The organism is Flavobacterium sp. P1_E4, from assembly GCF_056405915.1.
Genome location: NZ_JBFUBE010000016.1, coordinates 1 through 26,345 on the forward strand (window position 1 = coordinate 1; position 26,345 = coordinate 26,345).

A 26,345-nucleotide genomic window follows, 5' to 3' on the forward strand; every position below is an offset into this window, starting at 1 on the left:
AATATGGAACTAACCCGAAAAACCTATCTAGCAGACTTTGATTTGAATATTTCGGTTACCGTTTCGTATGAAGTTATCAATAAAAATATTGTAAAAAAGAAAATTGATATTACCCAAACGGGGATGCCAATTATATATTACACTTTGACCGAAACGTCAAAACCGGCACAAACACCTTCAAAATACGTAACCTTTGAATATGATAATTTTCCGGGAGGTTTTGCACATGAAATGTTTCCTTCAGCAGGATTTGTAACACCAGATAATTTGGTAGTTGGTTTCTTAATGGACGCAGGTTATAAAAATCATTATACAAGAACAACCCGAAGACGCTTTAACGGTCATGGTGGTGGATTTGTAGGTATGAGAAAACTTCCTGATCCAAATTTAGTATCTGTGGCAACTTTAGAGGAAAGAGCTAAAAATCAAAATTATATCAAACAAACCTTTGGTGAACTTTATAATTTAGATTCGGGAAAAGAACTGAAATTACAACTCAATAATCAATATAAGAAAGTTGGTTCTGTTGAAATTAGTAAAAATGACAGTATTTATAAATTAAATATTAATTCAAATGAGCAATCTGGTTTTGAAATGATTGCTCCTTTCAAAGATCAAAAAATATATACGGTTTCATTCCTATCTAAGGGATCTACGCCACTTGCATTAAAATTGTTCAGAATCAAAAATGGCAAGAAAACAGTTGAATTAGAAAACGGAATAAAATACATTGATAAGTTTCCCACTCAAGAAAAGGAGTGGACCATTTTTAAAGGAAGTATTTTGGTTCCTTATATTGAAAAAGACAGCGTTTCTTTGTTTATTGGAGCAAATGATGGAAAAGACTGTTCACTTCAGATAAAGAATCTTCAAATTGTAGCACATGAGCCAGCTATAGAGTCTTATAATAAGATAGCTATGGGCGAAACGGTGACTAAAACAACGTACATTTTTGTTGAGCCATTTATCAATCATCATGATTTTGTTATTTCTTCTCAAACCCGTTTGGCGGAAGCCAAAAAATTTGAAGGATCGCAAATAGAAAAAATGATGTATGCCAATTTTAATATGCTTACTTGGATTACTTCGATTGATGATTTTTCGCCTTTCAATGTTCCGAATATGAACTATTCGCCTGATATGTATAATAGAGATTCTTTTTTTTCGATAGTGTCAAGTTATAATAAGGAACTCAATCTGTCTATTTGGAATAAATGGGCGCAAACCCAAAATCAAAAAGGAGCAGTTGGTACCATTATAACGCCTTATATGGGTTCGATTGAAGTAAAAGACAACGAAGCTACCATTCAGTTCTTGATTTGGGCGATGATGAACAAAAGACGTTTTGGCGTTGAGTTGCCAAAAGATAAAATTGATAAAGCAGTCGATTTTGTCTTAAATGAATTTGATGATGACAAAGACGGAAAGTGCAAATCACATTTTCCTTTGTGCCAAGTAGATGTTCTTGATTTTAATCCAAAAACTGATAGACTTGCCGTCAATCAAGGGATGCTGGCGATTGCTTTGCGAACTATAAAAGAATTGGGTTATGAAATATCTGATTCCTATATTGAAAAAGCAGAAACAGAATATCGTAATTTTTATGATGTAAAAAGAAAACATCTTTTATACGACAAACAATTCCCAGACATTATAGCAATAACTGATTTAGAGCCAGAATTCTATTCTCTATGGTTATTTAAGCATCCTGTTTTGACAGATGAAATGGTTATAAATCATTTGAATCAAATTCCATTGCTGAATAAAGTACCCAATTCTCCACATCCCGAATACGGTACAACAGCGCCTTTAATTATTCAACTGACTAAAAATAAAAAAGGATATTCGTTTATGAATACCGATTACCAGCCTTTTGGTGAATTTGGAAAATCAAATTATGTAGGAGGGGCTAATGACGGAATATATTACAATGGGGGCAGTTGGTTTCGTGCTGAATATTGTGCTTATGTGGTCGGAGCAAAACATGGGTGGAAGAATGCTGAAAAAATTATGGAGAATAGAGCTTGGGCCGAAATTAACCTCAATCCGGAATGGCCTTACAGCAAAGAATTCATCCCAACAAAATGGACAACAACCGATTCATGGTGGCCTTCAACGCGAGGTTTGTGTTGGAATGTATTTATTCTGATGGCAGATGAGGTGTTAGGCAGCAGAACGCCAAAAATGGATCCAGACTTTAAAACTAAGAATTAGAAAATAAAAAACTAAAATTGAAGAGAATGAAAGACATAGCAAAACGATTCGAACAAAACCCATTATTATCACCAAAAGATTTGCCAGCAAGCATTGATGGTTTACAAATTACGTGTTTGTTAAATCCAGGTGTATTTCAATATGAGGGTAAAACTTGGTTGTTGGTAAGAGTTGCCGAAAGACCCGAACAAAAAGAAGGAATAATTTCATTTCCTATACTTACTGAAACAGGTACCGAAATTATTGAAATACTAACAAATGCACCAGAGTTAGATGCTTCTGATGCAAGAATAATTAATTACAAAGGTGTTGATTATTTAACTACCCTTTCCCATTTAAGGTTATTGTGTAGCGAAGATGGTGTCAATTTTTATGAGCCAGAAGGCTATCCATTATTGGTAGGCGAAGGAATTTTGGAGGCTTTTGGAATAGAAGATTGTAGGGTCGCTTTGATAGAAGGAAAATATTACCTGACTTTTACTTCGGTTTCAGACAATGGGGTTGGTGTAGGTTTACGTACTACCACCGATTGGAAAAATTTTGAGAAACATGGTATGATATTACCAGCTCATAATAAAGACTGTGCCATTTTTGAAGAAAAAATAAACGGTCTGTTCTATGCTCTTCATCGTCCTAGTAGTGTAGAAATTGGAGGGAATTATATATGGATTGCGTCATCTCCAGACGGATTGCACTGGGGAAATCATAAATGTATTATCAAAACAAGAAAAGGTCTTTGGGATAGCAAAAGAGTTGGTGCAGGAGCTGCGCCAATAAAAACAGAAAAGGGATGGTTGTCAATTTATCATGGTGCCAATGAAAATCATCAGTATTGTTTGGGTGCATTCTTAATGGACTTAGAAGATCCTTCAAAAGTGATTGCTCAAACGGAATTGCCAATTATGGTTCCTACAGCAGAATATGAATTAACTGGTTTCTTCGGGAATGTAGTATTCACAAACGGTCACATTGTAGAACCAGACGGAGATACCATTACATTTTATTATGGTGCTTCGGATGAATTTGTGTGTGGTGCTAAATTTTCAATCAAAGAAATCTATTCACTTTTAAAATTTAACCATGTTTAAAAAAATCCAAACTGAAATTGATCATTTTCAAAGTCAGACCCGTAATTTTCGCATCCTAATTTTTACAAATTTGGTCTATGCTTTAGTGTTGCCTGTAATCGATATTTTCGTGGCAGCGTATATCATGAGAAACTCCAATGACACTTCCAAAGTAGTTATTTATCAATTGGCTATTTATACTGGGATTCCGCTTACCTTTTTATTGAATGGTTTTCTGTTGAAACATTTTAATATTCGTAAATTGTATTCCTTGGGAATGATGATGAGCGGTGTTGCTATGATTATCATGATGTCGTTCAAAATATTGGATTTAACCGGTATTGGAATCGCTGGGATTACCATGGGAATGTCGTTTGGTTTGTATTGGTCAAACAGGGATTATTTGGCACTGGCCATTACAAATGACAAAAACCGTAACTATTATTATGGTTTGGAGACTTTTTTCTATACGATAATTGCAATTGTAATTCCCGCCACTATAGGTTGGTTTATTCAATCTAAAACTGGCGAAGCTGAAAAACATAGCGCCTATATTATCATTACAGGAGTTGTTTTTCTAATCACAATTGTAGCTTCGGTTGTTTGTTTCAGAGGAAAATTTGAAAACCCAGCACAAAAACAATATATCTTTTTCAAGTTTCATCCGTTATGGTATAAACTATTATCTTTGGCTACCTTCAAAGGTTTGGCACAAGGATTCTTGGTAACCGCACCAGCAATGCTTATTTTTAAATTATTGGGAGAAGAAGGCGTATTAGGGAATGCCCAATCGATTGGAGCTATATTGGCTGCCATCGTTATTTACCTAATTGGCCGTTTTTCTAAACCATCAGATAGAATAAAAATATTCTCTGCAGGGCTTATTCTTTTCGCTTTGGGAGCTTGTTTGAATGGATTCTTTTATAATAAAACGGGAGTAATTATATTCTTATTACTATTGTTGATCGCCAAACCTCTAATGGATTTAGCTTATTTTCCGATTCAATTGAGAGTTATTGATATTGTTTCCCATATTGAGAAAAGAGGAGAGTTCACTTATATTTTAAATCATGAAGCGGGATTGTATGTTGGAAGACTTTGCGGAGCTGGAACATTCTTGGTTTTATATTACACTCTTTCAGAAGACTTTGCCTTGCGTTATGCCATTGGTATTATTGCACTCTTGCAATTATGCTCTATTTATATCAGTAAAAAAATAATTGCCGAAGGGAATAGACTTTCTCCAGAAAATACAGAGTTAGAACTTATAGATCCGAAAGTTCTAGATCATGTTGCAGAACATATTGTTTAAAAAAAGATTTGATATTAGGGATTTTGATTAACGATTTAGGATGTAATTGAGCATAATTTAAAATCGTCTTTGTTTCTGTTTTAAAAGCTTTGTTAGTTCAGTAGTATCAAGTCCATCCAAGTGTACAGAGTAAATATTTAGCCAATTTGTCGCCTAATGTTTATCTGGATGTAATTTTTGTAAATCGTATAGAATGACTATATAAATCATATAATTATTCTATGCAAATCGTATAGAATATCTATATAAATCGTATAGAATATCTATGCAAATCGTATAGAATATTTATATAAAACGTATAGAATATCTATACAAATCGTATAGAATATCTATATAAGTCGTATAGAATATCTATACAAATCATATAGAATGACTATGCAAATCGTATAGAATATCTATACGAATAGTACAGAAGAACTATAAAAAAATTGTAAAAAAGAATTGGCAAAACAAAATCTGAGTAATCAGTTGCCAGTTTTATAGGTTTGGTATTAATCACGGATGCTCATAATTTTTATTCTAAATTCTAAAGATGAAAACGTATTTTAAAATTGCCATTTTGGGGTTGCTATTTTTAAGCACCAGTATAAATGCACAAGTTGCACAAAAAAAGATAGCTCGTGTAGAGCAAATGCCCAATATTCCTGCCCATTTGGAAATCATTGATTATAAGGAATTGGCACTTCGTTTTGATAAAACGGTGTTTGATTTTAATGCCAAAGGAAAATATTGGCCTATGGTATGGATGGACAACAGTAAAAAGAATTTTCCTCAAGATGTCGTAGGAATGTACACTGCCGTGGCCGATGTACGACAGGGAGTAAATAATAAAGGAATGTTTCATGAAGCATTGGCAACTATGGGAGCCACTTTAGGAGCTACTTTAGTTGGAATTGACAAGACCAAGCAGCAAAATCTGAATTATGTTGGCATGTTAAAAAACTATTTTAACAAAGATACAGGTTGGAATATTATGATGAATAATACCTGTCCGGAAGTCGCTTTGCTAGGAGGAGGCTATGGTCGTGACTGGTGGTATGATGTATATCCAAATCTTTTGTTTTATGCAATTTATAACCAATATCCAAATGAACCTGGATTTGATGAAATAGCAAAAAGTATAGCCGAAAAGTTTTTAATGGCCGATTCAATATTGAATGGAAATTATGACTATTCCTATTTTGATTATGGAAAAATGAAACCCATGAAAAATAACATCTGTGCACAGCCTGATGCAGCAGCTGGTCATGCTTGGGTTTTGTATGCAGCGTATAAAAAGTTTGGTGACCAAAGGTATTTAAAAGGAGCAAAGAGTGCATTAACTGCATTACAATCACAAACTATAAATCCAACTTATGAATTATTAATGCCTTTTGGAGCCTATTTGTCAGCCAGAATAAATGCCGAAGAAGGTAAGCAATTTGAAACTGACAAAATGTTGGGCTGGACTTTTGACGGAACAGCAATCTGTCGTGAAGGTTGGGGTGTATTAGTGGGTAATTGGAATGGAATGGATATATCCGGAACCGTTGGTAGTACGGTAGATCATGGTGGCTATGGTTTTTTGATGAACACTTATGATATGGCTTGGCCAATGGTACCTATGGTTCGTTATAATCAATCGTATGCTACAGCTATTGGAAAATGGATGTTGAATGCAGCAAACGCGTCCCGTTATTTTTATCCGCAGTATATGCCGGATGAACATGAAACTATTCCACAATTGGCCGAAGTTACCAAAGGAGTAATAGGGTATGAAGGAATTATTCGTCAATCGAGTTACAAAGCTCATGAAACTTTAAAAGGTCCTGTAGCACAAGGCGACGGTCCGCTTTGGGTACCGGGTCAAAATCCAGAAGAATCTCAATTTAGTGTGTATGGAAGTGGTCATGTTGGTATTTTTGGGAGCATTATTCGTCCAACCAATATTAAAGGGATTCTGCAATTGAATCTTTTGGCAACCGATTTTTATAGAGATAAGGCCTATCCTTCGTTTTTATATTATAACCCATATACTACAGACAAAACGGTATCTATAAAAACAGGAAAAGGAAAAAAAGTAAATTTATATAATACTGTTACAGGCAGTTTTGCTGCGAAAAATGTATCCGCTTCCGCAAATATTAAAATCACGGGATTAAATTCGGCTGTAATTGTTATCGTTCCCTCTAATGGAAAAATAACCTATTCTGGCTCAAAAATGTTGGTCAACGGAATTGTAGTTGATTATAATTTTGAAAATAAAAAATAGAATTGCTATTCAAACTATCAATGATTTTGAATTGCCTGTAGCTTTAGTTGAATTGCCTCCAGTTTTAGCTGAATTGCCTCCAGCTTTAGTTGAATTGCCTCCAGCTTTAGCTGGAGGAAAATGAATGAATCTCAAATTGGCTTTAGCCGAAAATTATATCTTTTTTGGCTAAAGCCATTTCATTATATTGCTCATTTTATGCTCCTCCAGCTAAAGCTGGAGGCAATTTAATACTTTGAAAAAATAAACTTTTGTACTTAGAATTGATTGAATGGCTACAAAATAAAATCTATACTTATGCAATCTAAATTTATCATTATCGTGCTCCTTTCTTTCTCTTTGTTTGATACCGGTTCTTCAAAAGCACAAAACACAGAAAATAAATGGTGGAAAGAATCCGTGTTTTATCAAATCTATATGCCGAGTTATGCAGACAGCAATGGTGACGGATATGGTGATTTTAAAGGAATGACTGCCAAGTTGGATTACCTGCAATCGCTGGGTATAAAAGGAATTTGGCTGACTCCTTTCCTGACTTCTCCCAAGGTTGACAATGGCTATGATATTGCCAATTATTATGAGGTAGATCCTACTTATGGAAGTAAGAGTGATTTTGATGTTTTTTTGAAAGAAGCCCACAAAAGGGGAATCAAAGTCATTATGGACATGGTTTTGAATCACACTTCCACCAATTGTAAGTGGTTTCAAGAATCTCGAAAATCAAAAGACAATCCGTATCGTGATTATTATATTTGGAAAGATCAGCCCAATAATTGGGAATCATTTTTTGGAGGAACTGCTTGGGAAATAGACACTTTGACCAATCAATACTATTATCATAAGTTTGATAAAAAAATGGCCGATCTCAACTGGTCTAATCCAAAAGTGGTGGCTGAGGTGCAAAAAGTCCTTCGCTTTTGGTTGGATTCTGGTGTAGATGGTTTTCGACTGGATGTGATTAATTTTTTGAGTACTGACGGAATTACAACCGACAATCCTTTTAAAGATGGTAAGCAACAACACATAAATGATATTGATCAAACCGGTGTTAAAAATGCCATTCGAATCATAAAATCGACCGTGAACGAGTATGATAATCGTTTTGTAGTTGGAGAAATTGGAAGCGATAAAATTGAAGTTCTGAAACAATACCAATCGCAGGATTTATTGGATGTGGTTTTTAATTTCAACTTTGGAAGCATCAAAACATTTTCCTCAAAACGTATTTTTGATGAGTTGCAAAGCATGGAAAAAAACATGAGTAATTATCCAACCTTGTTTTTTGGAAGTCATGATATGCCTCGAATGATTGATCGATTGGCAGATGGAAATCCAGACAGAGCTTTGGCATTAGCGGCTTTGATGCTTACCGCGAAAGGAGTTCCTTTTGTGTACTATGGTGAAGAAATCGGGATGCATAATATCATTGCTAATAATCTGGAAGAAATGGTGGATATTCAGGGAAAAACGCATTATGAATTGGCACTTGCCAAAGGAAAAAATTCTGTTGAATCACTTTTGGAAGGAAATGAACACAATCGTGATAAATCCCGTAGTCCAATGCAGTGGAATGGAAATCCTTTTGCAGGATTTTCAAATAAAAAAACATGGATTAAAATTAATTCTGATTTCCAAAAAAACAATGTCGAGGAGTTATTGAACAATGAAAATTCAATTCTGAATCGCTACAAAAAGTTGATAACCTTAAGAAATAATGAAAAAGTCTTGCAATATGGTAATTACAATAGACTTGAGCATATAGATGACCAAATTTTGTTCACACGATCTTTTGAAGGAGATCAAATTACAGTCGTAATTAATTTTGGTTCGGAAAAGAAAATAAACCTTCCAAAAGGAGGTGAAATTTTAATGGGCAGTACCCAATTAAAAACAAACAATTTTATTATTTACAGGAATTAGAATTAACAAACTTTAATTTCAAGCAGAACATTTACATTAAAAATAAAACTAAAAAAATGAATTTAAATATCTCAAATAATTTAGATAAGAGTGCTGTTTTTGAACAAATTTCAGAAGCACTAAAAAAAGAAAATTTTACAATAGTTAAACAAGATCAAACCCGACCATGGGGAGGTTTTTTTGTAATTGATGAAAGTCAGGCAAAAGCTTTCGCTACTAAATTTTTTCCGCATTTGGATATGGAAAACATTGAAATAACAAATAAGTTAAGCCCGAAAATTTTGGTGGTAGCTCCCAATAAACGATTGTCATGGCAATATCATTTTCGCAGAGCAGAAATATGGGAAATAGTCTCGGGTATAGTTGGTGTAAAAACAAGCTTAACAGATGAAGAAGGGGAGTTGCAAAAACTTTCTCCAGGAAGTTTTATCCAAATGGACAAAGGGGAACGCCATCGCTTAATTGGACTGGAATCATGGGGTATAGTTGCCGAAATCTGGGAACATACCGATCCAGAAAATCCTTCAGACGAGGAAGATATTGTTCGATTGCAGGATGATTTTGGTCGATAAATTAAATATTAAAAGGGGGCAAATAGCCCCCTTTTAATATTTAAACAGAAAGGAATTTAATATTCCCATCGAACAAAAGCTTCCATAGCGGCATAAGTAGAAAGTCCGAGTTGTTGGTAAAACATTGCAGTTTCTCGATTTCTGTCTTCGGCTCTTTGCCAGAATTCCCTAGCATCCGATCCTTGGAACACTACACCGTCTTTTTGGGACTGGTGTTTGAATATTCCCTGTCTTTTGGACAATACCTGATCAGGACTCATTGGCACAGCCATTTCAATTTCATCGATTCCCCATTCCTGCCAAGCTCCCCTGTATAACCATACCCAGCAATCTTCCATGAAATCTTTTGATTTCAATCGTTTAACGGCTTCAAAAATGGCATCTAAACAGACTTTGTGTGTACCGTGCGGATCTGCCAAATCACCAGCCGCGTAGATTTGATGTGGTTTAATCTTTTCGATAAGATTCATAGTTAATTGGATATCCTCTTCTCCCAAAGGTTTTTTCTCGATTGTTCCGGTTTCATAGAAAGGAAGCTCCATAAAATGAATTTGTTCGTCTGGCAAACCGACAAAATGGCTCGTTGAACGGGCTTCCCCTTTTCTGATTAACCCTTTTAAGTATCGAACTTCCGGAATGTCTATTTCGCTGGCTTTTTTATTTTTAAGAAATGCCTCTGCCTTTTTGTAGACATTCTCCGCTTCAACGCTTTTTATTCCGAATTTTTCATTGTAGTCACAAACAAAACTTGCAAATCGCAGTGCCTCATCATCGGCCACCGCAATATTTCCCGAAGTTTGGTAGGCCACGTGCACTTCATGTCCTTGCTGCTCTAGTCTCATGAAAGTGCCACCCATACTGATGATGTCATCATCTGGATGCGGACTGAAAATCAGTACTCTTTTTTTTGAAGGTTCCGCTCTTTCGGGTCTGTTCGAATCATCTGCATTGGGTTTTCCCCCAGGCCATCCTGTAATTGTATTCTGTAATTTATTGAATATTTTGATGTTGATGTCGTAGGCTGGTCCAGAATCGGCTAATAAATCGCTCATCCCGTTTTCTATATAATCTGCATCGGTAAGCATTAAAATAGGCTTCTTTAGATGAAGCGCCAAACCCAATACTGCTTTTCGAATCAATTTATCGGTCCACACAATTTTTTCAACCAGCCAAGGAGTGTTGATTCTTGTCAGTTTTGAGGAAGCCTCTTTGTCTAAAACAAAAACGGCATTTTTATGTTCCTGTAAAAAGGAAGCTGGTATCTGATTCGTCACTGTACCTTCAACAGAAGCTTTGATAATGTTAGATTTTCCTTCGCCCCAAGCCATTAGAATAACCTGTTTGGCCTCCATTATTTTTTTTACACCAAGTGTGATGGCTGTTCTCGGAGTATTGCTTAATCCGGAGAAATCGCCGCTTGCCGCCACCCTTGTGATATGGTCTAATGCCACCAATCTTGTTTTGGAATTCTGCAAAGATCCCGATTCATTGAATCCAATATGACCATTACCACCAATTCCTAAAATCTGCAAATCAATACCTCCCAAAGCCTCTATTTTGGCTTCATAACTGGCGCAATAATCCGCAATTTCTTCTTTTGACAAAGTTCCGTCGGGAATATGGATGTTTTCAGGTAAGATATCAACCTGGTCAAACAACAATTCTTTCATAAATCGCACGTAACTATTTATGGAATCGGGCTCCATAGGGTAATATTCATCCAGATTGAATGAAATCACATTTTTGAAACTCAGCCCTTCTTCCTTGTGCATTCGCACCAATTCGGCATATAATCCTTTTGGCGAAGATCCTGTTGCCAGTCCTAATATGCAAGATTCATTATTCTTTTGTTTTAATTGGATAAGATTCGCTATTTCTTTTGCAACAGCCATCGATGCCGAAGTTGAGTTATCAAAAACAAAGGTGTTAATGTTCTCAAATCTTTTTTCAAATCCTGTTGACTTATCTATATTGCTCTTTAACATTTTTTGATTTATTATGTTACTGTTTCTTTTACTGTGCTATTATTTTAGGCTCTAGACCAGCTTCTGTATTTGTGCCCTTTTATTGCAAAAAACAGAATCATAAAGTAAGAGGGCAATAATATTAAATAGGCGAGTTGATTTCCGCTTTTTGTTGTTGCCTCAATTACTTGAGCTTGGTTTGTTATATTAATGGAATCGGCTAATGCACCATACATTAATGGAAAAATGGCACCACCAATAATTGCCATAATTAGCATTGCACCACCAATTTTGGTATAACCTCCCAAGTCTTGAAGTGCCATAGGCCAAATTGCGGGCCAACATAGTGCGTTTGAAAGTCCCATCAACGCCACCAAAATAATTACGAGTGGTAATACTGGAATTCCAGGTATTGCAATCATCGTATTAGGTGAAACAGATACAATTGACAGTACCAAAATAACACCCAGTAAACCTGAAATTTTTAATGCTGTGATCTGAGAAACATATTTTGGAATTAAAGTCATTCCTAAAATGTAGCCTATAACCATTGCGGTCATAGTAAAGGAAGTCAGCTTTAAATAAAAATCACCATTATCACCGTATACCCCTAATTTTTTTCCGAAACTGCCTATTGAATCTCCTGCTAAAACTTCTGCGGCTATATACAACATCAAAGTTATCACACCCAAAACTAATTGAGGACGTTTTAATACATCTCTAATTTGCTGAAAAATGCTTAGATGTGCTACATTTCCATCTTCATCGAGGCTTATTTCTGGAAGTGGAGAAAATTTAACCAATATAGCTAAAACGAGAATAATTAATCCTATATAAATATAAGGGGTTTGTAGTTGTAGTGCAAGAGAATCTAATGCTGCTGATTTAGCAGCAGCGTCTAGAGCAGCAATTTTATCGACTGTATAATCTGCCATATTAGACAATACCAAAGTCGTTAATGCAAGTGGTGCTATAAATCCGGCCAACTTATTGGCCGTACCTAAAATACTTATACGCGCAGCTGCACTTTCGCGAGGACCAATTACTACAACATAAGGGTTGGCGGCAGTTTGTAAAATAGCCAAACCAGTTCCCATAATGAATAGTGCCCCCAAGAATAAACCAAAAGTTCTTGTTTCCGCAGCTGGATAAAACATAAATGCTCCAAATGCAATTATTATCAGTCCTATTGACAAGCCATTTTTATAACCTACTTTTTCAATCAACCAAGAAGAGGGGATTGCCATAACAAAATAGGCAATATAAAAGGCAAAAGTCACGAAATATGCCTGTGATTCGGATAGTTCACATGCTAACTTGAAAAACGGAATTAAAGGGCCGTTTAACCAAGTCACAAATCCAAAAATAAAAAACATAAAGGTTAAAATAGCCATTGGCACCAATGTACTATTCTGTTTATTTGCAAGGGAATTATTCATTTCGTTCATACTATTCTTGTTACTATTTATAATTTAAATCAAGGATTTTTTGGGTAGTTTGGTATAATAAAAAAAACTTCTTTAGTGAAGTAACTATTTTATTTGCATTAATTCATTCTCATAGAAACTAATAGTTTCCTGTAATGCCCTATCAATCGTATAGTCTGGTTTAAAACCTAATTGATTAAATTTGGTTGGATTTGCAATCGAATGTTTAATATCCCCTGGTCTTTCTTCTAAAAATTGAATCTGAGATTTTGAGTTGGTAATTTCGATTATTTTTTTGGCTAGCTCCAAAATAGAAGTGCTATATCCCAAAGCTACATTATAGGTTTCTCCACCCATTTTTGAAGCTAAAATATTTGCTTTAACAACATCCTTCACATAAATAAAATCTCTTGTTTGTGAACCATCTCCATAAATAGTTATGGGGTGATTTTGAAGTGCTTTATTTATAAAAATAGGCACTGCGGCTGCATATGCTGATTGCGGATTTTGACGGGGTCCAAAAACGTTGAAATATCGCAATGAAGCAGTAGGGACTTTCCATTGATCCTGGTACATTTTCAAATAAAACTCTCCATCTAGTTTTGTAACAGCATAAGGAGTCATTGGCTCGGGAGACATTGTTTCAATTTTGGGTAATATGGGATTATCTCCATAATTTGCCGCAGAAGACGACAGCACCACTTTACAGCTGTCGTTCTTCTTTGCAGCCTCCAAAATATTTATTGTTCCCAATGTATTTATTTCAATACACTCCTTGATGTTCAAAAGGGATTCAGGCACACTAACCAAAGCCGCTAAATGAAATATTCCACTGGCTCCTTGCACTAGTTCATCTACAAGATCTTTATCCCGAATGTCTCCTTTTATGAATTCAACATTCAAGCCATTGAGATTCTTTTCAAATCCTGTTCTTAAACTATCCAATATGATAACTTCGTGTCCTTTTCCTGATAAATATTCGGCAATATGACTTCCTATAAAGCCAGCTCCTCCTGTAATTACATATTTATTCATGATTTCCTTTTTTGAGTTTTTGCCTAGTTTTCGTGCCAGTTTATTTCAGGGTAATATTTTTTCAAATATTCTTTTACCTCGAGTATATCTTCTTTTGCTGTTAAGTCAGGCACGTGTTCAGAAAAAGGAATTCCAACAGTCCTATTTGGATGATCTTTTATGGCATTTAAAAGAGCTGTTGGAAGTTCTTTTTCGTCTCTTTCTGGATGAGCAGGACAGTTTTTTAGATAAGGATATAAAAGTGCTCCGTTAAATTTGAAGGCATTCATACTTACTCTTAATTTGCCTTCAGAATCTTTATAATTCTCAATACTATCAGCCGATGGTTTTTCAAGAATATCCAAGAGTTGATTATCTGTACCTAATTTTGCAATGGCAAAGCGCGAAATTCGCTCTGAAGGAAATTCCATAGCATCCCGATCATAACTTATGAAAGCATTCGGGCTACTCGTTTCTCTAAGTGCCAAAAGGGCTTTGGTTGAATATAAATTATCACTATTGCAAACCGAATATAATTGAGTGTTCAGTTCAGGATACTGTTCTACTGCCTGAAATAAAGCATCTGCTGTACCAAATGGCTTTATTCTGTTTTTAGGAATATATTGAACAGCAAATGAGATGTTTAATCCATGAAAATCATTGTTTTTATTTTTACTTCCGTAAAATTCTTTGAATAGTTCTCCCTGTTCACCAATGATAATATATATGTTCTTGTATCCGGCTTTTTTAGCATTTAGCAAAAGGTAATCTAATAAAGGCCTTCCATTTGGACCTACTCCAATAAGTCCTTTACTTCTCTCATTGGCTTGTTGGATTTCTTCATTGCTTAAATTTTCCAATGAAGCTTGCTTTTTCATTCTTGAAGAAGCTCCTCCAGCCAAAATAATTAAATTGTTATGCATGTTTTTTATATTTAATTATATTATAATATTCTTGCTCCAGGATCTACACCAACAGCATAAGCCTCTTTTGCACCTGCATCCAAAATGGATTGTACAACTCGGTCTTGATTTTTAGGGTCAGCAATTGCTACTATACAGCCTCCTCCGCCTGAACCAACAATTTTTGCTCCGTAGGCACCTGAGTTTAATGCGGCATTTATCATAGCATCAATTTTTGGCACTGTGATTTTTAATAAATCTCTCAAAACGGCATGATGTCCATTCATTAATTCACCAATCTTTTTTAAATCCAGAGTTGGTTTCTGAAATTCTTTCAAAGCAAGTTTAGTATATTGATGATTTTTTATTGCCGCTTCGAAATATGGAATCAAACGATCTGGTAAAAAGTTGCAATATTTCTTTAAATCTTCATTTTCGGCAGTATTTAAATCAAAATCTGTATAATTCTGTTTTACAATATCTATCGCCAATAATGCATTATTTTTTAATTCACCAATTAGCCCAATGGTTTCTTTAGGGACACCCGAAACACCTATGATAAGGCCTTTTAAATCAGTACCAATAATAGAGCACTGAAACGGTTCTTTTGTATTGATATGTACAATATTGCCCATACTGATGCTATAATGATCCATCATTCCTCCGGGTTCTCCATGTTCTAATACCTCAGAAACATAACCCATTTGTGCAATAAATTCAGGTGTTACTTCCTCATCGACACCAAATGCGGTTATCAAAAAGTTGATCCATGCAATTAGTAGGGCAGATGAACTTGATGTACCAGAATTGATTGGAATATCTCCGGTTATAGTGATATCATATCCAACATTTGGAATGCAACCATGTCTTCTCAGTACCCTTAATGAAGATGCAAAATAATCACGTGGTTTTAATTCTGGAAAAGTCTCATTGATGTTAATGATTCTTATTTCATTAATATCAATCATATTTAATTTAAATACGTCGGTGGTATTTTGTACTGCGGTTAATTTTATGTCTCTGTCAATTGCGCATGCTATAACAGGTAATCCAAGATAATCTTGATGGTCTCCAAAAAGACAAGTTCGACCTGGGGCTAAGGATATAATTTTCTTCACTTATAAAATATGTTAAGTTGCTGTATATTAATGTTTTAAATTTAAAATGAATGTAGGTAACTATTCTTTAAATCCTTTTCAACGCAACGAAATTATATATTAAGTTTTAATAAAACAAGTAAAAATCAATAAAATGTGCTCGAACACACTAAATTTATGTTTTCGAGCACACAATATTTGTGTTTTCGAGCACATTATTTGTAAAGTATCCTTAAATTAGCAAAATTATGTGCTGGATTTACTGATGTTAATTTTAAAATTTGATTAGGATTCTATTGTGTTTAAAATTTAAGTTACTATTTATAAAGTATTTCTTTGAACTCTTTGTTTAAAAGCTAAAAGAATGATTATTCTAAATGTTATGAAATAGTAAAACGATAATTCAATTTAAATCAAACACATTTGTTTCTATAAATTAGGAAAAATAGTTGTTAGTAATACATGAGGGTTAAAAACTTAACGAAAAACTTATATATTTGCGAATATGGATAAGAAATATACAATAAAAGATATTGCTCAGTTAGCTGGAGTTTCGAAAGGAACTGTAGATAGAGTTCTGCATAAAAGAGGAAAGGTTTCTGATGATGCTTTAAAAAAAATCAACGAAGTTTTAAATGTTATAAACTACGAACCGAATCTTATTGCCAGGAATTTAAAGAACAATAAAGTGTATCGCATTTGTATATTGCTTCCTGATCCTGAAATAGACCCCTATTGGCTGCCTTGTATCAAAGGTATTGAAGATGCTGTGCAAGAATTTAGAGCATACAATTTTGCAATTGAGACTTTTTTCTTTAATCCGGAAGGGAAAAAATCTTTTTTAAAAATTAATGAAACAGTTTTGGAAAAATCGCCAGATGCTGTTTTGTTACCACCTTTATTTCATAAAGAAACGTTGGAGGTTATCAAGAAATATGAGGAGTTGAATATTATTGTAAATACCTTTAATAACCAAGTTCAATCAGATTCAATAAAGAGTTTTGTTGGTCAGGACTTATTTCATAGTGGAAGAGTGGCTGCCAAATTATTGGATTTGCTTTTGAAAAAAGGACAAATTGCCGTTATCCATATTGACGAATCAATAAAGAATGCAATTCACATGCAGGAGAAGGAGAGAGGCTTCCGAAATTATTTCAGTGAAAAAGAAAACCAGGACTATAATATCACGACCCTAAAATTAAAAAATCCAAATGTTGAAATCAATTTCACTAACTTTCTTAATGAAAATCCAGATTTGTCTGGAATCTTTATTTCTACTTCTAAAGCCTATCAACTAGCTAAGGTAATTAGTGAGGCAAAGGATAAAAAAATAGCTATCATCGGATATGATTTGATTGAGAATAACGTGAATTATTTGAATCAGGGAGTAATCGATTTTTTAATCCATCAAAATCAAAAAAGGCAAACTTATCTGGGCGTTACCTCTATAATAGAGTTTTTCCTTTTTGATAAAGAGATTCCAAACACAATCCTTTTGCCTATTGATATAGTCAATTCTGAAAACGCTTCATTTTATATTGAATAGTTTTTTCTTTTAATAAATAAGATTAAAAAAAATACAGAAGGCTTAGTTGACTTCTGTATTTTTTTTTGGTTAACTATTTAGCAGCAAAACATCCGTTTTGTACTAAGAATATCTTGGATTAAAATCCCTTTAATCAATTTTAATGGTTTTAATTAATTTAACTCGTTGACATAATCCATTTATTTTGCGCTTCTTTGCATTTTTGTGTGCTCGAGAACATTATTTTAATGTGTTCGAGCACATTTTATTGATTTTTACTTGTTTTATAAAAATCTAATCTATAATTTCGTCACGTAATAAATTAAAAAAGTTTTAATTTCTTCATGAATATTATTCTGCTAAAATTTATTTTATAAATATATATGCCTGTAAATAAGTATTTTATGTTTGTTTAAATTAATTATTATTCTTAACGAATCAATAATCTATAGAGCTTTCAATCATGAGTTTTTGGATATTATCAAATAGAAAAAGTAATTTTTTAGAAACAAATTAACCCAACTGCTTTTTAACCCAATTATTACAACTTGAAGAACTGCTAACAAATAAATTGTTTTATAAAATGATAAAAATATTAATAGTTGGAGCTAGTGGACAACTAGGTTCTGTTTTGACCGAAAAACTACAGGAAAAATATGGAGCTGATAATGTAATTGCTTCAGATTTACGCATGAACTCATCTTTTAATGGTTGTTTTGAAGTTCTTGATGCTACAGATTTTGATGCCTTAAAAGAAATAGTTTTAAAATTTAAAATTACCCAAATATATCATCTGGCAGCAATTTTATCCGCAAATGGGGAGAAAGCGCCACTAAGTACTTGGGATATAAATATGAAATCTCTTTTTAATGTTTTGGAGGTTTCAAGATTGACCAATATGGACAAAGTATTTTTCCCAAGCTCTATTGCTGTTTATGGAAATGATGCTCCAAAGATTCAAACACCACAAGATTATGTTTTGGCACCTTCAACGGTATATGGTATTAGTAAAGTAGCTGGAGAAAATTGGGCCAAATATTATTATGAAAAATATGGTCTTGACATCCGTTCCATAAGATATCCAGGTGTAATTGGACATCAGTCATTGCCGGGTGGTGGTACAACAGATTATGCAATTGATATTTTTCATAAAGCAGTTAAGAATGAGGTTTTCGAATGTTTCTTGGAACCTACATCAGTATTGCCAATGATTTATATGGATGATACCATCAGAGCTACCATCGAGTTAATGGAAGCGCCCAAAGAAAACATTACCGTAAGAACGTCTTATAACTTGTCGGGGATGAGTTTCTCACCTGAAGAGTTAACAAAATCCATTCAAAAGATTTATCCAGAATTTGAGATAGTTTACAAACCAGATTTTAGACAAAAGATCGCCGAAAGTTGGCCATCCAGTATTGATGATTCTACAGCTAGAACAGATTGGAATTGGAAACCACAATTTGATATTGATGCGATGACAGGCATAATGATTGAAGAATTGAAACTAAAATATACTACCGAACTTAATATTAGTTAGATCATGTACGGGACAGCAAAAAATGAATTGATAAGGGAGTTGGAAAACATAAAATCTAACGGACTTTATAAAAATGAAAGAATAATTACTTCAAAACAAGGAGCTGAGATTAATACAACAGCTCAAAATAATGTATTAAATTTTTGTGCAAATAACTATTTGGGACTTGCATCGAATGAGGAAGTTATTGAGGCTGGAGTTCAGACTTTAACTAAATACGGTTTTGGGCTTTCTTCAGTTAGATTTATATGTGGGACACAAGATATTCATAAAAAATTGGAACAAAAAACAGCTGCGTTTTTAGGAATGGAAGACTGTATTTTATATGCTTCTGCATTTGATGCCAATGGGGGGATTTTTGAGCCGTTACTATCTTCTGAAGATGCAGTAATATCAGATGAGTTTAATCATGCTTCTATAATTGACGGTATTCGCCTTTGTAAAGCAAATAGATTCAGGTATAAGCACAACGATATGGGAGATTTAGAAGAACAGTTAAAAGCAGCTAGTTCTTCAAGACGAAAATTAATTGTTACAGATGGTTCATTTTCTATGGATGGAACAATAGCCCAGTTGGATAAAATATGTGACTTGGCAGATAAATATGGTGCTTTGGTCATGATCGATGAGTGCCATTCGACTGGGTTTATTGGGAAAAAGGGGAGAGGTGTGCATGAATATCACAATGTAATGGATCGTGTTGATATTATCACAGGAACTTATGGAAAAGCATTGGGCGGTGCATCGGGTGGATTTACAGCTGCAAGAAAGGAAATCGTTGAATTGTTACGACAAGTTTCCAGACCTTATTTATTTTCAAATACAATAGCTCCGTCCATTGTTGGAGCTACTTTAAAAGTACTTGAAATTTTAACTGATTCCACTCATTTAAGAGATAAATTGGAAGAAAATACAAAATACTTTCGTCAGGAAATGACTGCTGCCGGATTTGATATTGTTCCTGGTTTGCATCCGATAGTGCCTATTATGTTGTATGACGCACAACTGGCCCAGGATTTTGCACGAAAACTATTGGAAGAAGGTATTTATGTAATTGGATTTTTCTACCCAGTTGTGCCAAAAGGAAAAGCGAGAATACGAGTGCAGCTTTCGGCGGGACATGAATTAGATCAAATAAAAAAAGCAATTAAGGCTTTTGTAAAAGTTGGACAAGATTTGAAAGTAATTATAGGGTAGTAATACTTTAATAAATGATTTTAAAAAGCAATTTACAGGTATTAAAATCAGTAAAATGTAAAAGTTTGTTAGTTATGAATGCTAAAATCGGGTGTTATTTGATTCAAATAATATCCGATTTTTTATTTTAGCATGGTCAAAAAAGACAAGCTCGTCCTGAGAGCACTCTTTGTGCTTTTTTTTATTAGAAATCATGATGATTAGAAGAACACTTTGGTTTTTATAAATCTACTCTTTTAAAATTAAGGTTCCGAAAGAAGAAGCTATATGGAAATTCGGCGTTTCTGTATCTGGATTTACCCATGTTATCCAGGTTGGTTCAAAACTTCCTTTTTCGTTTGGAGAATATTTCGCCCTAAATATACCTGTCTCTATTTTGTTGTTTTTAATTAAATTAAAATCTTTTAAGGATTGCATAGAAATTGAACCTTCAACAGTGAAAGAATCCTCTTTTATGGATGATTTTACTACTATATCTTCCTTTGGCCAATTCCAACTAAAATCCAAATTCTTATTTGGATAAGCGATAAAATCCATTAATCGAGCATCGGTATCCATTTCTAAGCAATAATAAGGATTCAGGGAATCGTCAGGTCTAAAAAAAAGTTCAACTCTATCCGAATTATTTATACTATCAAGACTATCATCCTGTTTTTCTATGTGAATTGATGAATCTAGGACAGTGAAGCTGAAATATAATTTTTCAGAATCCCAAAGTGCCCTAAATGTAATTTTTGATGGTTTTTCACTATCCCATGGAGAGCAAAAATCGGTTAGCTTCATGGCATTATTCCACAAATTGTCATCTCCTTTTCCGGAGATAATCAACTGTTCTTTTTCGATTAAATTAACTGTGTATTCTTTTATTTTGTTGTTCATTTTATGTCGAATTTATTTTTTGGATAAAGCTCAGTCCAAACTATTTTTTGTAAAAAATAATTAAAAATAATTTCAATTTATTTCTTTATAAAATCACCATTTCAGTAGTCTCATTAACAGTGCTTTTTCAGTGCTAATTTTTAACCACAAATAAAGCAAATAAAACTCTAAAAAAGAGTAATTATAACCTTAGAGAGTAATTATTTAATTTTCAATGATACTATTTATTTTCTACAAATTAATATCATTTAATCAGTATTCCAATCATTTGCCAGAAAATAAAATTTTAAATCTGCCAAATACCTTTTTTAAATGATTGGAATTGTATTACAAAAAATGAGTGATTATCTGTTTTTTTGTGCTCGAGAACACAAATTTAATGTGTTCGAGCACATTTTTTGTGTTTTTCCTTGTTTAATAAAAATATAATATATAGTTTCGTAATTGAATTGTAGATTTTATTGTTTGAATTTTAATTTTTAAGGATCAAAAAAATGACTTTTTAATCATTTTAACTTTAAAAATGAATATGTATTTAGTTAAGCATTTTCTTTTTTTAAAAACACTTTTAAAATTTAAAAATCAGGATAAATAAAACAGTAATAATTCTTCTTTTTTTATGATATTAAAATAGACGTGTTTGATATCACAGCAAATAAAGAAGGGTGAATTAATAAAAGATTGATTAAGTATACCAAACCAAAAAAAACAGTAAGTATGAATGAAATAACCAAAAACAAGCAGGAACACTTTCGGCTTAACATTATCTCAGGGAGAATGGTCAAAATTACGACAGTTTTACTATTCAATTGGACTTTGCAAGCTTCAGCATCAGAAAGTTTTAAGACAAATCTTCCTATTGAAGTTAATGTTCAAAATATACAAAACCAAATTAAAGGGAAGGTTACCGATGAAAATGGTCTACCTATACCAGGAGTAAATATTCAGGTAAAAGGGAGTAAAGAATCTGTTCAATCAGAATTTGACGGGTCTTTTGCAATTAATGCAGATGATGCTTCAGTTACTTTAGTTTTTTCTTTTATAGGGAAGGAAACTAGAGAAATTAAAGCTGGTGCAGGTTTCATGAATGTCGTTCTAAAAGAAGCAGGTCAAAAATTAGATGAAGTTGTTATTGGATACGGAAAACAAAAGAAAAAAGACCTTACAGGTTCAGTTAGTTCTGTTGGTAAAGACAACCTGAACTTAGGAGGAACTGTTTCTAATGTTGGTCAAGCTTTACAGGGGCGTGCCTCAGGAGTACAGATACAACAAAACAGTTATGCTCCTGGTACTAATCCTACGATTATTATTAGAGGAGGAAATTCAATTAACGCATCCAATGCTCCTTTGTATGTAGTAGATGGATTTATAACGGCTACAGGTGCTTCGATTAATCCAAACGATATTGAAAGTATCCAAGTTCTAAAAGATGCAAATGCTACTGCAATTTATGGTTCAAGGGGAGGAAATGGTGTAATAATGATAACAACCAAAAAAGGGAAATTAGGTAAATTACAAATTGAAGGTGAAATCTCTGATGGTTTTCAAAACATAATCCATAACCCTACATTATTATCCGGGCAACAATATGCAGATATTCAAAATGCAATTGCAGCAGAAAACTCTTTGCCTCCAGTTTTTCCAGTAAGTTTTCCTATAGCAAATACCAATTGGTTTGAAGCTGCTACCCGTCCGGGAGAAGTAATCAACAGAACATTAACTTTTAGCGGAAGTGATAAAGTTTCTAAATTTTATCTTTCAGGAAATTACCTAAAACAAAAAGGAGCTGTAGAAAATACTGATTATGAAAGATATAGTGTTCGAATGGGCAGTGAGAAAAGATTTAATGATAAACTAAACATAGGCACTAATGCTTATGGTGCGTTTAGTGAAGGAAATAATAGTGATTTTGGAGACAATATTTTATCTCCAATGTTTTCTGTTCAAACAGCTCCTCCTTCAATCCCTATTTATAATGCTGATGGAACCTATTATAAATACAAAGGAAAAGATAATGCTTTAGCRCTTTTATTGGAACCTACTGATCATAGAATTACACGATTAGTAAATGGAAACATGTTTTTAGATTATGAACTTATTAAAAACCTAACCTTCCATTTTGGAGCTGGAGCAGAATGGCAAGAAAGCATTCAAGGAAAATACACTCCTAGAACATTGGTTGCTGGAGCGGCTTTACAAGGTTCTGGTTCTGAAAACAATACAACAAATTTCAGATGGAGTACTGATTCCTATTTAACCTATAAACTTAACATAAAAGAACATGCTGTAACAGCAATGGTCGGAACATCTAATCAAAAAGATACTTTCGAATATTTAAATGCTGCAGGCACTGGTTTTTCAAGTGATTTATTAACGTATTACAACCTTGACGGTGCTGCAGTTTATTTAAAACCTGAAACTGAGAAATCAGAAGCTAAACTTAAATCTATTTTCGGTAGATTGAATTATTCTTTTACGGATAAATATTTATTATCGTTTACCTTTAGACATGATGGATCCTCTCGATTTGGAGAAAACTATTCATATGGAAATTTTCCATCTGTAGCTGTTGCATGGAAACTTATTAATGAATCCTTCATACAAAAATTAAATACTTTTTCCGATCTAAAATTAAGAGCGAGTTGGGGTATTGCAGGAAGTGATGCCAGTCCAGATTATGCATACTTGTCAAGGTTAACTTCTTGGGGAGTTACAATTGGCCCTGGTAATTTTGTACCAGGAACTGAGCCTGCCAATTTATCAAATCCTAGTTTGTCATGGGAACAACAAGCTCAAACCAACTTAGGTTTAGACATGGGATTCTTTGATGACAGACTTTATGCGACAATCGATGTGTACAAAAAACAAACTACAAAAGCACTTATAGATATTCCTGTTGGAGGATGGTGGGGTTTCAGTGGTCAGAGACTTAATTCAGGAGTTGTTGAAAACAAAGGAATTGAGTTAGGAATAAGTAGTGATAACATTAAAAACGATAACTTTTCTTGGAAAACAAATCTAAATTTTGCTTACAATAAACAAGAATTAATATCCCTTGCAGATAATGTAAAAATTATTAGCCGTAACACATCTAACCCAAGCGGAACCGTTTCCGGGCAAGAGTTTACAAGACTGGAACCAGGTAAGGAAATGGGAGTATTGTATGGGTATAAATATGCAGGGGTAATAAAAACTGGTGAAGTTTATGCGCCACAACCGCTTTCGAAACCGGGAGATCCAAAATATGAAGATCTAGATGGAGATGGTAAAATTACAGCCACGGACAGAGACTACTTAGGAAATTCTACTCCTCATTATGTTGCGGGATTCAACAATGATTTTAAATATGGAAATTTCGATTTAAATATCTTTTTCCAAGGAGCATTTGATTATTCTTTATATAATATGACTGCAATGGTGGGGGAATCTACTACAAGTACAGATGCCCTAAACAGATGGGTTGCAGGCACAAATGAAAATACTGATATTCCAAGAGATGGGTATTACAAAAGTAAGTATGGCAGTTATGTAAATTCAAAATTCGTTGAAGAAGCCTCTTATATTCGTTTGAAAAATGTTTCTCTTGGATACTCTATTCCAGAGAGTGCATTAAGACAAGTTAAATTTGTAGATTATATCAGATTATATGCTATAGGCCAGAATTTAGCAACTTTCACAAACTATTCTGGAAATGACCCAGAAGTAAATGGGCACTCCGGCAGCAATTTGGGTGGAGGAATCGATTTTAACTCTTTTCCAGCTTCCAGAACCTTTATTTTAGGTATCAAAGTTGGAATTCATTAGTCTAAAAAGTTTTTAGTAACATTAAATTTATTAAAATGAAAAAATATACAATACTATTGCTTTTACTTACCGCAGGAGTACAAATTTCATGTAATACTGATCTTGATCCTACAGTATATAGCAGTTTGACGAATGCCAACGGTTATCAAACCAAATCGGATGCGATGGCTGCCGTTAATTCCATTTATGGCAGACTAAAAGGACCCGCAGTGGGCGATAACTTTTCGTACTGGGCAACTCGACATTTTGCCTTAACCGATATTGCTACAGATTTAGGTCATTGCCAATTTGGTGGAGATCCAGGGCAATTGTCATTAGGGCTATGGAGTTCTAACAATGGATTGCTTCTAGAAGATTGGAATGCAATGTATAAGTTGATTTCCAATGCTAATAATGCTATTTATTATATTTCTAAAATGTCCGAAATTTCGACAGAGGAAAAACAACAATTTATAGCTGAAGCAAAATTTCTAAGAGCTGTTGCCTATATGGATTTGACAGATTCTTGGGGCCCCGTAGTTTTGATTACACAAGATAATTTGGGAAATCCTGATTATCTAGGACAAATACCACCAACTTCTGTTGAAGAAATTGATGCTTTTCTAATAGGTGAACTTAATGAAGCTGCAAGTATATTGCCTGTTAATTATCAAAGTAATCCTATATATGGTAGTAATGATGTAGGTCGTGCGACAAAAGGTGCTGCGCTAACGTTACTAGCAAAACTATATTTACGTGCTCATGATTGGCAAAATGTAGTTAAATACACAAAACAGGTAATGGATCTAAACCAATATCAACTTTTTCCTTCATACTTGGGCTTGTTCAAAGAAAGTAACAAATGGTGTGATGAAAATATTTTTTCTTCACTTAGTGATGCCAATGTAAACGGAACAGAATTGTTAAATCACTTTGGACCAGAAAGCCATCCTGTTGTTGCGGAAAGATGGCAATATTACGCTGTAAATTGGGATTTCTACAACTCTTTTGGTGATGAAGACGAAAGAAAACAATGCTTTTTCCCTGAATATATGGGCACTGATGATTTATTGCACAAACAAGCTCCTTTTTTGGGCGCTGAACCACCAGCTGGTGAATTCTACATGCAAGATGTGGCTACTCGAAAATACGCAGATGATGAAACTACAACCTATTATGATGGTCACAGTGTAGATATATTACGTTATGCAGATGTATTGTTAAGTAGAGCTGAAGCGATAAATGAAATTAGTGGACCTACTGCTGAAGCAATAGACCTTATCAATCAAGTTAAAGGAAGATCACATGCTAAACTTTTGGTTATGGGAGATTATAATCAAACTACCTTAAGAGATGCTATTTTGCAAGAAAGAGGTTGGGAACTTTTCTATGAAGGGAAACGCCGCGCAGATTTAATCAGGATGAACAAATATGATGTTCTTGTAAATGCATATCATCTTAGAGTTGGAGAAACTGCAACAATAAAAATGCCACAAAATAAATATTATACGTATCCACAAAGTCAAGTTAATCTTAACCCTAAGTTAAGCAACGCCGACAGACAGTAAGATAGTAAGCACTAATTTGGTTGTTTAAATTAAAGACCAAGGATATAAAATATAATAAATTGTGAGACTATTATATCCTTGGTCTTTTTAAAAAAAAGTATGACATTTTTTAA

Annotated in this window: 18 protein-coding genes; 12 read left to right on the forward strand and 6 right to left on the reverse strand. The window is 33.9% G+C overall.

Annotated elements, in window-relative coordinates; all coding sequences use genetic code 11:
• The 7 genes from AC1DY0_RS14145 to AC1DY0_RS14175 form a co-directional block, all read left to right on the forward strand.
• A partial coding sequence (locus AC1DY0_RS14145; protein WP_477189234.1) for a hypothetical protein occupies positions 1-2,214 on the forward strand: 2,214 nt, incomplete at its 5' end.
• Between the two features lie 26 nt (positions 2,215-2,240).
• The gene (locus AC1DY0_RS14150; RefSeq protein WP_477189235.1) at positions 2,241-3,302 is read left to right on the forward strand and encodes a glycoside hydrolase family 130 protein; all 1,062 of its coding nucleotides are present in this window, start codon (positions 2,241-2,243) and stop codon (positions 3,300-3,302) included.
• Complete coding sequence (locus tag AC1DY0_RS14155) at positions 3,295-4,593, forward strand: MFS transporter (protein ID WP_477189236.1); 1,299 nt, start codon at positions 3,295-3,297, stop codon at positions 4,591-4,593. Before AC1DY0_RS14150 ends, AC1DY0_RS14155 begins: the two co-directional genes overlap by 8 nt.
• A 532-nt stretch (positions 4,594-5,125) precedes the next feature.
• Positions 5,126-6,844 (forward strand): hypothetical protein, encoded by a 1,719-nt coding sequence (locus AC1DY0_RS14160; RefSeq protein WP_477189237.1) that lies wholly within the window; start codon positions 5,126-5,128, stop codon positions 6,842-6,844.
• Positions 6,828-6,968: a hypothetical protein gene (locus tag AC1DY0_RS14165; RefSeq protein ID WP_477189238.1), complete on the forward strand. Its 141-nt coding sequence runs from the start codon at positions 6,828-6,830 to the stop codon at positions 6,966-6,968. Before AC1DY0_RS14160 ends, AC1DY0_RS14165 begins: the two co-directional genes overlap by 17 nt.
• A 173-nt stretch (positions 6,969-7,141) precedes the next feature.
• Complete coding sequence (locus tag AC1DY0_RS14170) at positions 7,142-8,764, forward strand: alpha-amylase family glycosyl hydrolase (RefSeq protein WP_477189239.1); 1,623 nt, start codon at positions 7,142-7,144, stop codon at positions 8,762-8,764.
• Positions 8,765-8,820: 56 nt separating this feature from the next.
• The gene (locus tag AC1DY0_RS14175; RefSeq protein ID WP_477189240.1) at positions 8,821-9,336 is read left to right on the forward strand and encodes a cupin domain-containing protein; all 516 of its coding nucleotides are present in this window, start codon (positions 8,821-8,823) and stop codon (positions 9,334-9,336) included.
• A 56-nt stretch (positions 9,337-9,392) separates the two neighbouring features.
• Here AC1DY0_RS14175 and nagB read toward each other — a convergent pair whose 3' ends face one another.
• From nagB to AC1DY0_RS14200, 5 genes are all read right to left on the reverse strand, one after another.
• Positions 9,393-11,321 carry a glucosamine-6-phosphate deaminase gene (nagB, locus tag AC1DY0_RS14180; protein WP_477189241.1) on the reverse strand — a complete coding sequence of 643 codons (1,929 nt, stop codon included), beginning with the start codon at positions 11,319-11,321 and terminating at the stop codon, positions 9,393-9,395.
• Between the two features lie 44 nt (positions 11,322-11,365).
• A complete protein-coding gene (locus AC1DY0_RS14185) occupies positions 11,366-12,748 on the reverse strand; it encodes a sugar MFS transporter (protein WP_477189242.1) in 1,383 nt (460 codons plus the stop codon).
• 84 nt (positions 12,749-12,832) lie between these two features.
• Positions 12,833-13,762 carry an NAD-dependent epimerase/dehydratase family protein gene (locus AC1DY0_RS14190; protein WP_477189243.1) on the reverse strand — a complete coding sequence of 310 codons (930 nt, stop codon included), beginning with the start codon at positions 13,760-13,762 and terminating at the stop codon, positions 12,833-12,835.
• A 23-nt stretch (positions 13,763-13,785) separates the two neighbouring features.
• Entirely contained in the window at positions 13,786-14,664 is an 879-nt protein-coding gene (locus tag AC1DY0_RS14195) for a sugar phosphate nucleotidyltransferase (protein ID WP_477189244.1), read from the reverse strand.
• Positions 14,665-14,684: 20 nt separating this feature from the next.
• A complete protein-coding gene (locus tag AC1DY0_RS14200) occupies positions 14,685-15,761 on the reverse strand; it encodes a mevalonate kinase family protein (RefSeq protein ID WP_477189245.1) in 1,077 nt (358 codons plus the stop codon).
• 484 nt (positions 15,762-16,245) lie between these two features.
• On the opposite strand from AC1DY0_RS14200, the gene AC1DY0_RS14205 reads away from it, so the two are divergent.
• The 3 genes from AC1DY0_RS14205 (at position 16,246) to kbl (ending at position 20,002) form a co-directional block, all read left to right on the forward strand.
• Positions 16,246-17,286 carry a substrate-binding domain-containing protein gene (locus AC1DY0_RS14205; RefSeq protein ID WP_477189246.1) on the forward strand — a complete coding sequence of 347 codons (1,041 nt, stop codon included), beginning with the start codon at positions 16,246-16,248 and terminating at the stop codon, positions 17,284-17,286.
• A gap of 562 nt (positions 17,287-17,848) precedes the next feature.
• Positions 17,849-18,805 carry an NAD-dependent epimerase/dehydratase family protein gene (locus tag AC1DY0_RS14210; protein ID WP_477189247.1) on the forward strand — a complete coding sequence of 319 codons (957 nt, stop codon included), beginning with the start codon at positions 17,849-17,851 and terminating at the stop codon, positions 18,803-18,805.
• A gap of 3 nt (positions 18,806-18,808) precedes the next feature.
• On the forward strand, positions 18,809-20,002 hold the full coding sequence (gene kbl, locus AC1DY0_RS14215) for a glycine C-acetyltransferase (RefSeq protein WP_477189248.1): 1,194 nt from the start codon (positions 18,809-18,811) through the stop codon (positions 20,000-20,002).
• A gap of 228 nt (positions 20,003-20,230) precedes the next feature.
• On the opposite strand, the gene AC1DY0_RS14220 is transcribed toward kbl, so the two are convergent.
• Positions 20,231-20,881 (reverse strand): sugar-binding protein, encoded by a 651-nt coding sequence (locus tag AC1DY0_RS14220; RefSeq protein WP_477189249.1) that lies wholly within the window; start codon positions 20,879-20,881, stop codon positions 20,231-20,233.
• Between the two features lie 717 nt (positions 20,882-21,598).
• Between AC1DY0_RS14220 and AC1DY0_RS14225 the strand changes: the two genes are divergently transcribed.
• Entirely contained in the window at positions 21,599-24,685 is a 3,087-nt protein-coding gene (locus AC1DY0_RS14225) for a SusC/RagA family TonB-linked outer membrane protein (RefSeq protein ID WP_477189250.1), read from the forward strand.
• A gap of 35 nt (positions 24,686-24,720) precedes the next feature.
• Positions 24,721-26,232, forward strand: a complete 1,512-nt coding sequence (locus AC1DY0_RS14230) for a RagB/SusD family nutrient uptake outer membrane protein (protein WP_477189251.1) — start codon at positions 24,721-24,723, stop codon at positions 26,230-26,232.
• Positions 26,233-26,345: the final 113 nt, after the last annotated feature.

What these genes read in the sequence shown, in the direction of transcription:
- kbl (WP_477189248.1), top strand. Translation starts at nt 18,809, where the DNA reads ATGTACGGGACAGCAAAAAATGAATTGATAAGGGAGTTGGAAAACATA.
- AC1DY0_RS14175 (WP_477189240.1), top strand. Translation starts at nt 8,821, where the DNA reads ATGAATTTAAATATCTCAAATAATTTAGATAAGAGTGCTGTTTTTGAA.
- AC1DY0_RS14190 (WP_477189243.1), bottom strand. Translation starts at nt 13,762, where the DNA reads ATGAATAAATATGTAATTACAGGAGGAGCTGGCTTTATAGGAAGTCAT.
- AC1DY0_RS14160 (WP_477189237.1), top strand. Translation starts at nt 5,126, where the DNA reads ATGAAAACGTATTTTAAAATTGCCATTTTGGGGTTGCTATTTTTAAGC.
- AC1DY0_RS14220 (WP_477189249.1), bottom strand. Translation starts at nt 20,881, where the DNA reads ATGAACAACAAAATAAAAGAATACACAGTTAATTTAATCGAAAAAGAA.
- AC1DY0_RS14210 (WP_477189247.1), top strand. Translation starts at nt 17,849, where the DNA reads ATGATAAAAATATTAATAGTTGGAGCTAGTGGACAACTAGGTTCTGTT.
- nagB (WP_477189241.1), bottom strand. Translation starts at nt 11,321, where the DNA reads ATGTTAAAGAGCAATATAGATAAGTCAACAGGATTTGAAAAAAGATTT.
- AC1DY0_RS14195 (WP_477189244.1), bottom strand. Translation starts at nt 14,664, where the DNA reads ATGCATAACAATTTAATTATTTTGGCTGGAGGAGCTTCTTCAAGAATG.
- AC1DY0_RS14185 (WP_477189242.1), bottom strand. Translation starts at nt 12,748, where the DNA reads ATGAACGAAATGAATAATTCCCTTGCAAATAAACAGAATAGTACATTG.
- AC1DY0_RS14205 (WP_477189246.1), top strand. Translation starts at nt 16,246, where the DNA reads ATGGATAAGAAATATACAATAAAAGATATTGCTCAGTTAGCTGGAGTT.
- AC1DY0_RS14150 (WP_477189235.1), top strand. Translation starts at nt 2,241, where the DNA reads ATGAAAGACATAGCAAAACGATTCGAACAAAACCCATTATTATCACCA.
- AC1DY0_RS14230 (WP_477189251.1), top strand. Translation starts at nt 24,721, where the DNA reads ATGAAAAAATATACAATACTATTGCTTTTACTTACCGCAGGAGTACAA.
- AC1DY0_RS14170 (WP_477189239.1), top strand. Translation starts at nt 7,142, where the DNA reads ATGCAATCTAAATTTATCATTATCGTGCTCCTTTCTTTCTCTTTGTTT.
- AC1DY0_RS14155 (WP_477189236.1), top strand. Translation starts at nt 3,295, where the DNA reads ATGTTTAAAAAAATCCAAACTGAAATTGATCATTTTCAAAGTCAGACC.